This window comes from Pseudoalteromonas sp. NFXS39 (assembly GCF_040148775.1).
Lineage (GTDB): Bacteria > Pseudomonadota > Gammaproteobacteria > Enterobacterales > Alteromonadaceae > Pseudoalteromonas > Pseudoalteromonas apostichopi.
Genome location: NZ_JAGDEC010000002.1, coordinates 421,150 through 435,235, shown reverse-complemented (window position 1 = coordinate 435,235; position 14,086 = coordinate 421,150). Strand labels below are relative to the sequence as shown.

The 14,086-nt window shown below is 40.0% G+C and carries 14 protein-coding genes; 8 read left to right on the top strand and 6 right to left on the bottom strand.

Annotated features, from left to right (window positions below):
• Nucleotides 1-29: 29 nt before the first annotated feature.
• Entirely contained in the window at nt 30-2,285 is a 2,256-nt protein-coding gene (locus tag J3455_RS05490) for an aminotransferase class V-fold PLP-dependent enzyme (RefSeq protein ID WP_130051888.1), read from the bottom strand.
• Between the two features lie 118 nt (nt 2,286-2,403).
• Nucleotides 2,404-3,471 carry an AI-2E family transporter gene (locus J3455_RS05485; RefSeq protein ID WP_130051889.1) on the bottom strand — a complete coding sequence of 356 codons (1,068 nt, stop codon included), beginning with the start codon at nt 3,469-3,471 and terminating at the stop codon, nt 2,404-2,406.
• 366 nt (nt 3,472-3,837) lie between these two features.
• Here J3455_RS05485 and J3455_RS05480 point away from each other — a divergent pair, with 366 nt between their 5' ends.
• Genes J3455_RS05480 through J3455_RS05460 form a run of 5 tightly spaced genes read left to right on the top strand, consistent with a single transcriptional unit; the run spans nt 3,838 to nt 7,373 of the window.
• Complete coding sequence (locus J3455_RS05480; RefSeq protein WP_130052308.1) at nt 3,838-4,503, top strand: hypothetical protein; 666 nt, start codon at nt 3,838-3,840, stop codon at nt 4,501-4,503.
• A 1-nt stretch (nt 4,504) separates the two neighbouring features.
• Nucleotides 4,505-5,965, top strand: coding sequence for a beta-barrel assembly-enhancing protease (gene bepA, locus J3455_RS05475; RefSeq protein WP_130051891.1), 1,461 nt, complete (start codon nt 4,505-4,507; stop codon nt 5,963-5,965).
• A gap of 54 nt (nt 5,966-6,019) precedes the next feature.
• Nucleotides 6,020-6,367: an arsenate reductase (glutaredoxin) gene (gene arsC / locus J3455_RS05470; protein WP_130051892.1), complete on the top strand. Its 348-nt coding sequence runs from the start codon at nt 6,020-6,022 to the stop codon at nt 6,365-6,367.
• Nucleotides 6,367-6,921 carry an NAD(P)H:quinone oxidoreductase gene (wrbA, locus tag J3455_RS05465; protein WP_130051893.1) on the top strand — a complete coding sequence of 185 codons (555 nt, stop codon included), beginning with the start codon at nt 6,367-6,369 and terminating at the stop codon, nt 6,919-6,921. The genes arsC and wrbA overlap by 1 nt, the downstream gene beginning before the upstream one ends.
• The gene (locus tag J3455_RS05460) at nt 6,918-7,373 is read left to right on the top strand and encodes a DUF2069 domain-containing protein (RefSeq protein ID WP_349561302.1); all 456 of its coding nucleotides are present in this window, start codon (nt 6,918-6,920) and stop codon (nt 7,371-7,373) included. Before wrbA ends, J3455_RS05460 begins: the two co-directional genes overlap by 4 nt.
• Before the next feature lie 82 nt (nt 7,374-7,455).
• Here J3455_RS05460 and J3455_RS05455 read toward each other — a convergent pair whose 3' ends face one another.
• Entirely contained in the window at nt 7,456-8,793 is a 1,338-nt protein-coding gene (locus J3455_RS05455) for an ankyrin repeat domain-containing protein (protein WP_130051895.1), read from the bottom strand.
• A gap of 300 nt (nt 8,794-9,093) precedes the next feature.
• A complete protein-coding gene (locus tag J3455_RS05450) occupies nt 9,094-9,687 on the bottom strand; it encodes an MlaC/ttg2D family ABC transporter substrate-binding protein (RefSeq protein ID WP_130051896.1) in 594 nt (197 codons plus the stop codon).
• A gap of 235 nt (nt 9,688-9,922) precedes the next feature.
• On the opposite strand from J3455_RS05450, the gene J3455_RS05445 reads away from it, so the two are divergent.
• Together J3455_RS05445 and J3455_RS05440 are read left to right on the top strand one after the other, a co-directional pair.
• On the top strand, nt 9,923-10,459 hold the full coding sequence (locus J3455_RS05445; protein ID WP_175580443.1) for an acyloxyacyl hydrolase: 537 nt from the start codon (nt 9,923-9,925) through the stop codon (nt 10,457-10,459).
• A 39-nt stretch (nt 10,460-10,498) separates the two neighbouring features.
• On the top strand, nt 10,499-10,645 hold the full coding sequence (locus J3455_RS05440; protein ID WP_130051897.1) for a DUF2897 family protein: 147 nt from the start codon (nt 10,499-10,501) through the stop codon (nt 10,643-10,645).
• A gap of 33 nt (nt 10,646-10,678) precedes the next feature.
• On the opposite strand, the gene J3455_RS05435 is transcribed toward J3455_RS05440, so the two are convergent.
• Together J3455_RS05435 and bamC are read right to left on the bottom strand one after the other, a co-directional pair.
• Entirely contained in the window at nt 10,679-12,046 is a 1,368-nt protein-coding gene (locus tag J3455_RS05435; protein WP_130051898.1) for a YjiH family protein, read from the bottom strand.
• Between the two features lie 71 nt (nt 12,047-12,117).
• Nucleotides 12,118-13,179: an NlpB/DapX family lipoprotein gene (gene bamC / locus J3455_RS05430; RefSeq protein ID WP_130051899.1), complete on the bottom strand. Its 1,062-nt coding sequence runs from the start codon at nt 13,177-13,179 to the stop codon at nt 12,118-12,120.
• 368 nt (nt 13,180-13,547) lie between these two features.
• Here bamC and J3455_RS05425 point away from each other — a divergent pair, with 368 nt between their 5' ends.
• Nucleotides 13,548-14,081, top strand: a complete 534-nt coding sequence (locus tag J3455_RS05425; RefSeq protein WP_130051900.1) for a glycine cleavage system transcriptional repressor — start codon at nt 13,548-13,550, stop codon at nt 14,079-14,081.
• The last annotated feature ends 5 nt before the right edge of the window (nt 14,082-14,086 follow it).

Below are 14,086 nucleotides of genomic sequence, written 5' to 3'. Positions count from 1 at the left end.
CTTTTTTAATGAACGACTTAAATTACCTTTTACAACAACGCTAAACCACCATCTAAGTTATATACCTTTTCAAAACCAAGCTGTGACAGGTTATTTGCTGCTTGCTTTGAGCGGTTACCGCTTCGACAAACCAAGATATAAGTATGCGTTTTATCTAATTGCTCTTCGACGATAGCATTTGCCATACGGCTCAATGGAATGTTGATCACTTTACTATTAGCAACGGAAAATAACTCTGAAAGGTTATTCGCGCCATGTTCATAAGGCTCACGAGTATCAATTATATAAGTAGCTTGAGAGTCAAGCATCGCTTTAGCATCCGCTGCAGTGAGCTGTTTCATAGGTGCGCTTTCAAGGGTTTCAACATAACCACATAAAGAATGACTTGCAGTATGCTTTTGTTCATCAGCTTGATGTTTTAACTCAATAAACTGCGTATCCGATATTTGGTCATTCAATAACTGTGCTAATAGCGGCGTGGTCTCTTTTTGCGCATGCCAATCCATAGCAAAACATTGTTGATAATCATGACCCGAACAAATCACCGTTGAATCTTGTATTGCTATAGCAAGCTGCTTTAATGACTGTGCCATTTGCGCAGCATCGCCGCCACTAATAGCCGTGTTACCTAAACCACCCGGTAAGATTAAATCGCCACAGAAGCAATAGCTCACATTACCACTTTGAGTATCTGTTAATAAGTAGCTGGCACTATCTTTACTATGTCCCGGTGTCGCTAATTTAGTTAAGCGTACACCAGTTAATTCGATAGCCTGTGACTCTTTAGGCCAACCAAGTTCATCTATCTCGCTAGCAACATAACGCTCTGCTAGCTCTTTGGTTAACAAACAACGAGCCGATAAACGCTCTTGGTGGTTATGGGTATCTAAAATCGCTTTTACTGTTAGACCTTGTGTCGCAACAATTTTCGCCATACGTGGAATAAGCTCGATGATAGGATCAATCACCACTGCGTTTTTATCGCTATCAACATAAAGCCAGCAGCACGCAGCTTGATGGCGAAGTTGTGTTAAGCCAATCGCACAGACTTCGTGTTGAGGTGATGTACTATCAGACACAACAAGGCAGTTTGCTTCTAGAATCGGTTTTAAAGAACGAATTTTATCGCAAGCAAAGTCAATTTCTTGTTGATTTACAGCAGGGCCAAACGACATACGTATCGCGTTTTCACTTTGCCAATCACTGGCCCCCATCGCATCAAGTACAAAACTACGATTTGCGCCTGAGCTACATGCAGAACCGCCACTCACACGGATACCCGCAGCATCAAATAAATCCATCACTTCTTTACTCGTTAATTCATTAACTGCAAAGTTCAACGTTGTTGGCACTGAATGCTCAAAACTGTGGTTAAACGTGATGCTGCCAAAGGTGTCTGTTAGTGCTCCTAATAATTGCTCACGATAAGCATGTAGCTGCTCAATTGGTTTGAATGTTTGGTTTTGTTTATCAAGTAATAACGAGAACAGCTTATTTAAACCGGCAATACCTGGTAAGTTTTCGGTGCCTGATCGCATACCGCTTTCTTGGCCGCCACCAGCAATAAACGGTGTATATGCACTGCCTTCACGAATATAAAGTACGCCAATTCCTTTAGGGGCATACAATTTATGGCCTGAGAATGGGGCGTAATCAATGGTTGTTTGGCTTAGCGCTAAGTTGGTTTTGCCTAAGGCTTGTACGCAGTCTACCATCCAAGCAACATGGGTGTTTTCACTACGAATAACTTGCTCAATAGCGATTAAGTCTTGGAATACACCGGTTTCGTTATTGACCGCCATAGTACAAATCATCAGCGCATTAGCTGCATGTTTGCGAATAAATTCGTGATCTAAAATACCGTTTTTATCAACGGGAATAGCTAACACCTGTGCATTAATATCAAGCACGCTGTTCCAATGTTTTAGGGTATTTGGCACTGCTTTATGTTCTGTTGCCCCATAAAGTAATACCGGGTTCTCAATTGGGTGATTTTTCGCAGCAATAAGCGTTGAAACAACCGCCGTTTGAATACCTTCGGTTGCACCAGAGGTAAATAAAATATCGCCGTCGGTTGCGCCAATTACTTCACGCGCTTTGTTACGCGTTTGCTCTAATAAGTGCTTTGCTTGAATACCAGTAATATGAGAGCTTGATGGGTTACCAAAACATACTCGCATCGTATGCGAAACCACATCGGCAATTTCAGGAAGTACAGGAGTCGTTGCATTCGCATCTAAATAAATTTGCTGATTAGCATCGTCAGGAAGGTAAAAATTTGCCATGTAAAACGCACCATATTACTAAAAGATATATCTTATAACCTATTTTACATTTTTCACGGCTAAATTATAATAATCAATTAGTCAGTAAAGTGCGTTTTCTATACTTTTTAAGACTAAGCTAATTTTCGATTAGTTCAACCTGTTTTGAAGACCATGCATTAATAAGTGCTTTAACCAATGACGCAAGTGGTATCGCGAAAAATACGCCCCAAAACCCCCATAAGCCACCAAAAAACAGCACAGCCACTATGATAAACACAGGGTTTAAATCGACAGCTTCAGAGAACAGCAATGGCACTAAAACGTTGCCATCAAGTGCTTGGATCACGCCATAGATAATTAGAATGGTCCAAAATTGTGTTTCTAAGCCAAATTGGAATAACGCCACCGCTGCCACAGGAATAGTCACCAATGCTGCCCCTACAAATGGAATAAGAACTGATAAGCCAACCAACACACTTAATAAGGCTGCATAACGAAGATCAAGAACTGCAAAGGAGATGAAGGATGCAGTACCAACAATTAAAATCTCAAATACCTTCCCGCGGATATAATTCATGATTTGCTGATTCATTTCTTGCCACACTTGAATGATCAAACGGCGCTGCTTTGGCAATAAACGCTCAGCACTTTGCGTCAGCTCTAATTTATCTTTAAGCATAAAGAACACCAGTAGTGGTACTAAAATCAGATAAATCAGCCAAGCTGCTACATCTTTAATGGAGGTTAGCGACACGGATAACACCAACTGACCAAACTCAATGGCTTTAGTTTCAACACTGGTAACAATTGATTTAACCTGATCTTCAGTAATCAAACTTGGGTAATCTTCAGGAAGGTGTAAAAGCAGTGCTTTTCCTTTCTCAATCATATATGGGGTTTCTTGAACTAGATTACTGGTTTGCTGCCAAAGCACAGGCCCCATGCCAACAATAATCATGATCATCAAGCCACTAAATACCAACATAACAAGAATCGTTGCAGTAAAGCGCTTTAAACCCAGCTTTTCTAAATGAGCAACGGGCCAATCTAGTAAATAGGCAATCACCAAGGCAACTAAAACAGGCACGATTAGCGAGCCAAAAAAGTAGAAAAATGCAAAGGTTGCAATAAGCAGTAACAACAAGGTTACTGAATGGGGATCTGAAAATTTATTTTCGTACCAGGCTTTTACATACTCAAACACGAATGGGCTCCACAGTTAGCACACCTAATTCTAGGTCAATTTTAAAATGGTAATGATGTTTTTCTAAAAATCGCTGCATATCGTCCGTTGCCTCTGCAGCATTAAATGTAAAAGTCACGGGTTGTTTAACTGATATTGCCTTATTCAACCCTAATTTAAACTGAATAAATTGTTGGGGGCACTTATAGTCCCTTAAATCAACCGTTAACATAGCGAATCAACTGCGTTATTAATATGAATAATAAGTATAAGATGTCAGCATCTTGCGGAAATAAGTCTTTATAATGAGAAACAACTCATTTTTTGCTTAAAACACGCAAAACAATAGTTTATCCTTAATCAATAACTGGTAGTAAAGGAAACATGATGCCTGGCTCGCATAATAAAGCGCAATTACCTGCGAATCCAACTCTTAAAGAGATAAATTGGTATAAAAAACAAATTAACTGGGGCGAGCTGCCGCCTTTTTATCATATGGTGGCATCATCAGTCAGCGAATCAGAAGGGATTTTAGACCACGGTTTTGATAATGCTGTTAAGCGATTAATTGACCCACGTAACTGGAACCTTGATTTATTAGGAGGCCATGTAACCGAAATGGGCGAAATTGTTTGCGAGCAAAAACCACGAATCGCATTACATCAAAGCTTTACAGATCGAGGCTTTGAATTATGGGCTTACCCTTATGCAAAAGATGTTACTGTAGATCAATTTATTAAAGACAACCGCTTTATGGAGTTTAAGGTGTGGGATCCGCACAGCATGAAAAACCTTATTCGCTTTAATCAGCTCCATAAGTTCATTGGTTTTTACTTTGAAAGAGGCGATAAAGCAGACAAAGCATTAATTCTTCATGCCCATAAAGTAGCTCATAAAATCATAACTTTTTTACAACGAGAATTGAACGTTGTTAAGCTAGATGGAGTCACAATAAAAGATTTCTATCAATTGTGCGAAAAAGACAGCCGAGCATGCAGCGACGAAATAGACATAGCAAAAGTCATGTTAGGTGAGCAAATCAACAAGGAATAAGATGCGACTAAAATTAGCCTTTATTACACTATGCAGTGCATTACTGACATTCTCGATACTGCATAGTGAGCCGTTGAAGGCACAAACTAACTTTAAGCTGCCCGATTTAGGGACCTCGGCTTTGCAAGCGTTGCCGATTGAAAAAGAGCAAGCAATCGGTGAAGTGATGATGATGCAAATTCGTGGTTCATCGCCTGTTGTGAATGACCCCGTTCTCGATGAATACCTCACTACTCTGGGCAGACGTTTGGTCGCAAACGCTAACGATGTACGTTTTCCATTTTCATTTTTCTGGCTAAACAATTCAGAAATCAATGCATTTGCATTCTATGGCGGCCATGTAGGTGTGCATACAGGCCTCATCGCACAAGCCGATAACGAAAGCCAATTTGCCTCAGTACTTGGACACGAGATAGCTCACGTCACACAACGCCACTTAGCGCGCCGTATTCAACAGCAGCAAGACAACAGCGCATTAACCATCGCAGGCATGATTGCTGGTATTTTGGCTACAGTTGTTGCACCTGATGCCGGTATTGCGATTATTTCAGCGAACCAAACACAAGCGGCATTTAGTCAATTAACGCATAGCCGTGCTGCTGAGCAAGAAGCTGACCGTATTGGTATGCAAACCCTTAATAACGCAGGGTTTGACCCCCGCCAATCAAGTGAGTTTTTAACTAAGCTTGCTGCACAAATTCGTTATAAGTATAAGCCGCCAGCATTTTTACTGACTCACCCATTACCAGAAAGTCGTGTATCTGATGTACGCTTACGTGCCGAGCAATACCCAAAAAGACACTATGCTGACAGCCTAGAATTCAATTTGGCTAAAAGCCGAGTGATTGCTCGTTATCAGCAAAAGTCAAAAGCAGCGGAAGATTTGTTTCGTAAATTAATGCGTGCAAATACTGTTCACAACGACACAGCTCTCAAATACGGTTTAGGTATTAGCCTGTTGGATCAGAAAAAGCTTGATGAAGCGGCCAACGTATTGAATCCATTGCTTGAGCAAGATCCAAAAAACTTATTTTATATCGATACCCATACAGATTTACTAATTGCTCAAGGTAAAGCTAACGAGGCTGTAGAATTTTTAGCTAAGTTAGATATCGATAGACCTAACAATCAGGTGATTGCCTTAAACTATGCAAATGCCGCTATTGAAGCAAAACAATTTGACCTTGCTGAGCGTATTCTAAAATCTTACTTGTTAGCAAAACCTGAGAACAATCTAGCCAAAGAGCTCATTGCTGATGTCTATAAAAAGCAAGAAAATATGGCTTCCTACCATGAAGCTCATGCCGATGTGCTCGCTCAATATGGCGCTTATTTAAAAGCAGCCGATGAAATTCAAAAAGCACTAAACTTTGTTGAGCCTGAAGAATTAGTAAAACAACAACGTTTAAAAGCCCTACTTACACAATACCGTCAATTACAAAAAGAGCTTGCGAGACTTTAAGTCTCGCGGCGCTTGCCCTAAAATAAGCCAAAATATTAAATGTGAGAACACACCATGTCTGTGACTATTTATCATAATCCACGTTGTTCAAAATCGCGTGAAACTCTTGCCCTATTAGAAAGCAATAATATTCAACCAAGTGTTGTTGAATACCTAAAAACACCGCTTAATGAACAACAAATTGCGACTTTAATTAGTCAGCTAGGTTTTACTTCAGCGCGTGAATTAATGCGAACTAAAGAAGACATCTACAAAGAGCTTGAGCTTAAAAACGAACAAAATGAAGATAAGTTAATTGCTGCGATGGCTGCCAATCCAAAACTAATCGAGCGCCCAATTGTTGAAAATAAAGGCAAAGCTGCTCTAGGTCGTCCACCAGAAAACGTATTAAGCGTGCTTTAATGGCTATAAACATTGTTGTGCTATACCACTCAAGCCATGGCTCTGTAGAAGCTATGGCTCATGAGATAGCCGAGTCGATTGAGCAACAAGGTGCAACAGCCTTGTTGCGCACTTTTGTTAAGCGTCAGTCACACGATATTGTGATCAGCAAAGATGATCTTATTAATTGTGATGGCTTAGCCTTTGGCACTCCTACTCGATTTGGCATGATGGCCTCGCAAGCAAAGAGCTTTTGGGAAACCACCAGTGATCTATGGCTTAAAGGTCAGCTGATAGATAAACCCGCTTGCGTTTTTTCGTCATCAAGCAGCATGCACGGTGGTAATGAAGCAACCTTGTTAAATCTATCACTGCCACTATTACATCACGGTATGATGTTGCTAGGTGTGCCTTATGAAGTACCTGAATTACTAGCGACTGAAACTGGCGGTACGCCATATGGTGCGACTCATGTAGCCGGTAGCAATAACAGTAATGTGTTAAGTAAAGACGAAATTAAAATATGTCAAAGCGTTGGTAAGCGCCTGACACTAATTGCGAGTAAATTACAATGAGCTTGGAACCTGTGTTAAATCAGCCTGTTGCCAAAAAACCAATTACAAAACGATTCCAACGTTTCGCACTGATTGGTTATATCGGCTTATTAGTTTTAATGCCAGTTTGGTTGTTTTTAATTGCCCCAAGAGAAGGCCATAGTAATGCCTTTATCTTTGTTGTATATATCCTGCCTCTGCTGCTACCGCTAAAAGGTATCATTCAAGATAAGCCTTATACCTATGCATGGGCGAACTTTATTGTCATGTTCTATTTCATCCATGGTTTTACATTACTTTGGGTCGCGCAAGAACAGCTGATTTGGGTATTACTTGAATTAACCTTTGCGAGCCTAATGTTCATTGGCTGCACCTATTATGCACGCCATCGCGGACAAGAACTTGGCCTTAAGATACGTAAATTAAAAGAAGAGCTGGCTGAAGAAAAAGCGGCACATGAGCACGACAAATAAACACTTTTATTTAGAAAAATGAAACAAAAAACGGCAACCTAGGTTGCCGTTTTTTATGTCACTTTATATAGTTTTTATGTCTTCACACCAACTCAGCTAAGGTGGCTAGCGCGACAATACTTGCTAGACCCACTTGGCCAATTAAGCTAAACAACGAAAACAATCTTAAAATAAAAAGTCCCCAAGGATGGCGTATATGTGGGTAAAGCGCACATCGTTTCAAGCTTGTCGCAAAGAAAAAACATAAAATTGAAATTAGCGTAAAGCTAAGTGTTAGCTCACTTTTAATCGAAATACTGTCATCAAAAAAGAAGAACAGCTGCACAGGAAGTAACAAAGTTACAATCGCATGTAATAAATGTACCTTTTTAATGCGATCAAACTGCCCTTCAGGTGAAAGCTCTTTGATGCCAAAGTCATGCTCAAGGCACTTCACTAAGCTATCCGCTTTGATGCTTACTGCTAATCGGTAGCAACTTAAACCATCATTGTTACGAACTCTAAAGTCATAACCTGCTTTTAGAAGCAGCACAAGTAACGGTCCATTCTCGGCTAAAACTGCATAATGTAATGCCGTATTGCCTTTGTTGTCTTGGGATTTTTTATCTTGATACTCAAGCAAAGTCTCAACAACATTCACATAGCCTTTTTCGGTAGCCCACATAAAGGCTGTTTTACCGTTTGCGTCAGCTAATGCACCGGTTGCACCTTGCTCAATAAACCGCTTTGCCATTGTTTGTTTAGCATTTTCATGGCTTAAGTGAGCAAGTAAAGCTTGTTCAAGTAACGATGCAGAATCAACGTCTGGTGACACAAGCTTAAGCAACGTGAAATAATCTTCGCCATGGGCTACCTTTTCTGCTGCTAGCACAGTTAAAGGTTCAAGATCTGCAACAGACTCTGGAATAAAACCACTAAAGCGTTCTCTAAAGTCAACTTCAGTCCAGAGCTCCAGCACATCGTCCGCAGACATTTTCGCACCTTGATTAAGTACATGCTCTATCACAGTGAAATAGCGACGATTAAATAACTGGTGAATGAGTGTAATAGGTGTTTTAACTGCCGACTGTGCAAATGCGCTGGCGTATTTCTCTAAGCGCTGGCACAGCATTAACACAAGACTCTCAGGGGTGTAATCGTTTTCTAAAAAGTGCGATTTCATAGCATTAACATAATGCAACGCAGCTTCATCAAACTCAGAAATGTGTTGGAAATAACACTCTTCAAACGGTTCAAGAGGAGTCAACCAAGTGAGGTAGTAAATAGGCGGAAGAACCGTCGTACACACACCGTCATCTTCATTAGTAGAACGACATGCCGGCCAAGCTTCTAAAGCATCTAAAATATAGGCCCCGTTTTGCTCAGCTAATCCTTTGATCAGTAACGGGTATTCCTTTGGCCAAATCAGTACATTTTCCATTAAAAAAACACAACTCCGCTGCACATTATTCGATGTCTTATTAAGCACTCAGTTATAGCAAAATTTAACTGACAGTTTGCTTAATATTGCAACCAATAACACAGTATCTGAACAGATACTTTGGTAAACAAGAAAAGTAGCATGATTCTACCACAGAGGGTTACAGGTGCTAGCGCAAAGTAGGTGATTTTTAAAGAAAATAGAAAAGCAGCGGCACATGGACGGTGCTCACTGCTTGGTTGGAGACTGAAAGTAGCTAAAATGCTCGATGAGGTGAAGGTAATCGAGCTTTAAGCTAACTTACTTACTTGCTAATTCGCTTGTGACTTCGTCGATACCCACTTGACTGATGCGTTGCAATACTTCTTTTTGCTTCGCGCTTAACAGTGAAATGCCTTCAGCAACGATATCGTATACTTTCCACTGCTTATCTTTGCCTTGGCGTAATTTAAAGTGCAAATCGATGGCTGGCGCATTGTCATCAACAATTTGCGTTTTAACTGTTGCATAACCACCGTCGATGAGTTGTGATTGATCAAAAATAACTTTTTGGCCTGTGTATTTCATTAGTGCGCCGGCATAAGTTACTGTTAAGTAATGCTCAACCGCAGCAATAAAATCAACGGCTTGGTCACGGCGTAGGCCTTTAATGTGCTTACCTAAAAGCTTATACGATACAAACTTAATATCCATGTGCGGCAATAAGCGTTTTTCTACAATGCTTGCCATTGCTTCTGAACTTGCATCACCCTTCGCATTTACATTTGCGATATCAACAAATAAATCTGCTGTGACTGATTCTAATAGTTGCTTAGGCGAGCGGTCTTCACTGGCAAAAGCAGTTGCAGTAAAAAGCGCAGCTATAAGCAAAAATGAGTTAACTAGTTTGGTCATCGTATTCACCTCTCAACGAAAATTTTCGCTAATATACCGATATTAAATCCATAAAAAAAGAAACAATCCGACACCGTTTTAATGCCAATTAAGCACCAATCGATTTTTCCCATAGTTTTCAGTCAATTGCTAAAAAATATGAGAATGTGCACAGCTTCTGTGTTTTTACGCACATTGAAAAGCCCCTACCCTCACCCTTATCTACTTGCTCACAGTCATAATGAGAAGTACCGAGATGAAACTAAAGCACCCACTAAAAGCACTTATGTTAAGTGTAGCCGCACTACTAGCAACACCGACTTATGCCGCTTCAAACCATGGCTATGCGGTTGATTACATCCAAGGTGAAGGTGATGTGAAAGGCTTAAAGCTGGCCTACCAGTACCATATACCCAATGAAAAGCTGCCTTTTCAACACGCCCGTTTGTACTTCGAGTCTAGTTTTAATATTTGGCAGTATGGCAAAGACAACAAACATCAAACTAATATCGTGTTAGCTATGTCTCCGGTGATCCAATACCCTGTATTTAATCTGAAAAACATGCCTGTTTATGTGGAGTTTGGGATTGGTGTTTCATTGTTAGATGACACCCATTTTGCAGGCAAAAACGTTAGTACTCACTATCAGTTCGAAGATAGATTGGGTTTAGTTGCAGACCTAGGTGACGACTCAACCTTAGCAGTTAGATATTTACATTACTCAAATGCAGGCTTCAAAAGCCCTAACCCTGGCCTTGATTTTATTTCACTGTCTTATGCAAAACGATTTTAAGTGCTACTATATCGCTGTGCATATCGGCAGGATTTAAAGATGGAAACTTGGCAAATTATAGCCATTGTTGTTGCCGTATTTGGTGTGGTAGTTGGTAACCTTATGTTGCTAAAACATGCAGCAAAAATGGACTTCAAAGTGCCTAAAAGCGATGATAATGAAGATAAAAAAAGCCCTGATGAATAATCAGGGCTTTTCTATTTAAGGTTTTAGCTAAGCTTATACTAACCAATGTGCCATTAAGACAATCACCGGTAATGTTACTAAGGTTCTTAAAATAAATATGAAGAACAATTCGATAATATTAACCGGGATTTTGCTACCTAAAAGCAGTGCACCTACTTCCGACATATAAATCAATTGCGTCACACTCATTGCAGCAATGATAAAGCGTGTTACATCACTTTCGATACTACCAGCCGCAAGAATCGACGGAATAAACATATCAGCAAAGCCAACCATAATTGTTTGTGCAGCAGCTTCAGCTTCTGGTACTTGTAATAGCTCTAAGAATGGAACAAAAGGTTTGCCCATATATTCAAAAATTGGCGTGTATTCAGCAATAATCAAAGCAAATGTGCCCACAGCCATAACCACAGGTAATACAGCAAATACCATATCAAATGCGTTATGTAAGCCTTCTTTCACTGTACCAGCAAAACCCGGTGCAGTGCGTGCTTTAGCAAGTGCCACATCAAGTGAGTGAGAAACCAATGTTTTACCTTCAGGTACTGATTCTGCGTCTTTATCAGGCTCAGTTCCATCTACATAGAGGTCTTTTTTAAAGCGTAGCGGTGGTAAGCGAGGCACAATTAGCGCAGCTGCTAAACCCGCTAAACACACCGTTAAATAAAACGGTGCAAATAGGTGTTCAAGCTTTACTTGACCAATAACTACTAAACAAAAGGTAATTGATACAGCTGAGAAAGTGGTACCAATAATGGCAGCTTCACGTTGTGTATAATGTTTATCTTCATACTGACGAGCGGTCATCAAAATACCTACACTACCATCACCTAACCAAGATGCCACACAGTTAACTGCACTTCGACCAGGAACACCAAAAAGTGGGCGCATAACCTTAGTTAATAACGTACCCACTAGCTCTAGGAGACCGAAATTTAATAATAACGGTAATAATAACCCCGCTAGAACAAACACAGAAAACAATACGGGCAGCAAGTCGTTTAATACTAACGCACCAGTATTCCCTGAAATAATCATTTCAGGACCTTGCTTCGTGTAAGTCAGAATAATAAATATCATGCCCAGTAACCGAACACTCAGCCACAGCCAACTAACATCAAATAAGTGTTTAATGATAAAAAACTTAAGTAATGGCTGTGGTTTAAACAGCTTTATTATCAAAGATAAAACACCGGTGATACAAACGATACTGGTGATTAAACCCAATGCAAATGGGGCAATCCACTCTTGCACTGCTTTTGCCATAACAGCAATCGGAATAGTCATTGCTTCACCTATGGGTACCGGCGTCATAAACAAAAAGACACCTATAAGTGAAGGAACGAAAAAGGTAAACAAGGTTCGCAAGTCACTGCGATTTGCTGTGTTTAAGTTAGACATATTTTCAACCTGTAAAAACCACAAAAAGAGCGGCGAAGCTCTTTTTGTGGTGGTTTTAACTTTTTTAATTATTAAATATTGATACCGCGTTGACGCAGTGCATTTTCTAATGCTTGCTGGAGGTCATTCATTGTACCAGGCTCTAATGTCGAACCTTCAGAGTCCATCCAAGTTAAACTTGTACCGCCATCATTGGTACGGCTAACAAGAATTTGATATTGGCCTTCTTCAATTGGTAGCTCAGCTAATTCTTCACCCCAAATTGAATCCCATACGCTTGACTCAGGCTTTTTGTAATCAGCCGTAATCAAACCACGTTCTTGGTCAATCTCTACGATAGTGAAAGATAATCGCTCTAAGAAACCAGAGAAACGATCAAACACCATGTTGTAATCTTGCTCAGTAACCAGTGCCGCATTACCTTTGTTATCAAAGCCCATTTCTAATGAAATAATGCCTTGTTGTTTACGCATTTCAACTTCAAGTTGACGGTAACGGTAATCAAACTCAGCAATCACTTGGTTTAAAGCACGTACTTCAAGTTGTTGCTGTAGTAATGGTGTTAACGGTACTGAGTCGCTTTTATAATCAGCAAGTTTAGCTGTTAAAGAAGCTGTACGCTGATGCGACTTTTCTTCAATAGTAAATATAAAACGTTGTTGTGATACTTCGGTTTCGCTTTCCCAAAACCAACCTTCTTCAGGTTTAATAATCGCATACCAACCTGTTTCAATTGAATTTGATGCTTTATCTTCTTTCAAAGCTGCGGTATTTTTTTCAGCTAGAACGGCTTTTATAGAGTTCCAGATAAATACATCTAAATCTTCTATACCATCGTTTTTATCAAAATAGACCCGCGCTTCAGTGTCACCTTCTTCAACCCAAGTACCTTGAGCAATGGTAATAACTTGCGCTGGCGGACGATAGTTTTTAGCTTCAGGATTATTGTCATATTGCGCAACATCCATTTTATATGTTGGATCTAGAGCTGGTTGCGCTAAACCTGCTGGTGCTTTGACCGGTTCATTTGCTCGATAATTACGTTTTTGATGTGCTTCGTCGGTAAATACACCACACCCTGTTAAACTTACCATTACGCTTACAGCAAGCGCCTTTGAGATCCAATACTGCACAGATATTTCTCCTTAGCAAACCCTTAATTTTTTTAACAAATATATGAGTGGGTAATGCCGATTTGGTTCACTGTAAAATCACTTTTAACTTTACATTTATAGTTTTTATGCAAAAAACCCGAATAGATTCGGCTAGCGTAACGTATTTGTTTGCTTGTCGCCTTGCAAAATTTTAACTATGGTACTTTCAGATGCCCCTAAAAACAAGAAAGAGCGCACTTTATTCACGGCTTAATTAATCGTCGCTATCGTTAACGATGCAAATTATGTTAAACTTCGCCGCCGTGCGGTATTAAACTCACGTGAAATCAAAGCTTACTCAAGCTTATATCCATTGGTATTGTTAATTACTAGGTATTTAAAATTCCATGACTGCTTTTACAAATCATCAGATAGTGCTCACTGCGATTGGCGAAGATAGACCCGGTATCGTTAGCGAATTAACTCAGTTAGTGAGTGATTGCCATTGCAATATAATTGACAGTCGCATTGCTATTTTGGGCAACGAGTTTACCTTTATCATGCTGTTAGCAGGTGATATGTCGGCCATTAGCCGCATTGAGCATACATTGCCAACTAAAGGCATGGAACTTGGCCTTTTAACCATGATGAAACGCACAGCAAGTCATGTTGCATGTGAATTTTGCGCCGGTTACACCCTCGAATACACAGGTATTGATACACCTGGAACATTAAGTAAAGTTACGCGCTTTTTTGCTGACAATAACATCAGCATTTGTTCACTTAAATCTGATACGTACGACGAAGGTGATGAGCTAAAAATGCGTTGTGAGCTAGAGTTTAATATTCCCGTTGAAGTCGATATTGATAACTTTAAAGTGAGCTTTGAAGATCTTTCTCGCAGTTTGAACGTAGATTATATTTTCAGACGCATTCGCTAAGGAGC

Coding starts and splice junctions, on each gene's coding strand:
- J3455_RS05460 (WP_349561302.1), top strand. CDS start 6,918: ATGAGCTTGGAACCTGTGTTAAATCAGCCTGTTGCCAAAAAACCAATT.
- J3455_RS05445 (WP_175580443.1), top strand. CDS start 9,923: ATGAAACTAAAGCACCCACTAAAAGCACTTATGTTAAGTGTAGCCGCA.
- J3455_RS05425 (WP_130051900.1), top strand. CDS start 13,548: ATGACTGCTTTTACAAATCATCAGATAGTGCTCACTGCGATTGGCGAA.
- J3455_RS05480 (WP_130052308.1), top strand. CDS start 3,838: ATGCCTGGCTCGCATAATAAAGCGCAATTACCTGCGAATCCAACTCTT.
- J3455_RS05435 (WP_130051898.1), bottom strand. CDS start 12,046: ATGTCTAACTTAAACACAGCAAATCGCAGTGACTTGCGAACCTTGTTT.
- wrbA (WP_130051893.1), top strand. CDS start 6,367: ATGGCTATAAACATTGTTGTGCTATACCACTCAAGCCATGGCTCTGTA.
- J3455_RS05450 (WP_130051896.1), bottom strand. CDS start 9,687: ATGACCAAACTAGTTAACTCATTTTTGCTTATAGCTGCGCTTTTTACT.
- arsC (WP_130051892.1), top strand. CDS start 6,020: ATGTCTGTGACTATTTATCATAATCCACGTTGTTCAAAATCGCGTGAA.
- J3455_RS05455 (WP_130051895.1), bottom strand. CDS start 8,793: ATGGAAAATGTACTGATTTGGCCAAAGGAATACCCGTTACTGATCAAA.
- bepA (WP_130051891.1), top strand. CDS start 4,505: ATGCGACTAAAATTAGCCTTTATTACACTATGCAGTGCATTACTGACA.
- J3455_RS05440 (WP_130051897.1), top strand. CDS start 10,499: ATGGAAACTTGGCAAATTATAGCCATTGTTGTTGCCGTATTTGGTGTG.
- J3455_RS05490 (WP_130051888.1), bottom strand. CDS start 2,285: ATGGCAAATTTTTACCTTCCTGACGATGCTAATCAGCAAATTTATTTA.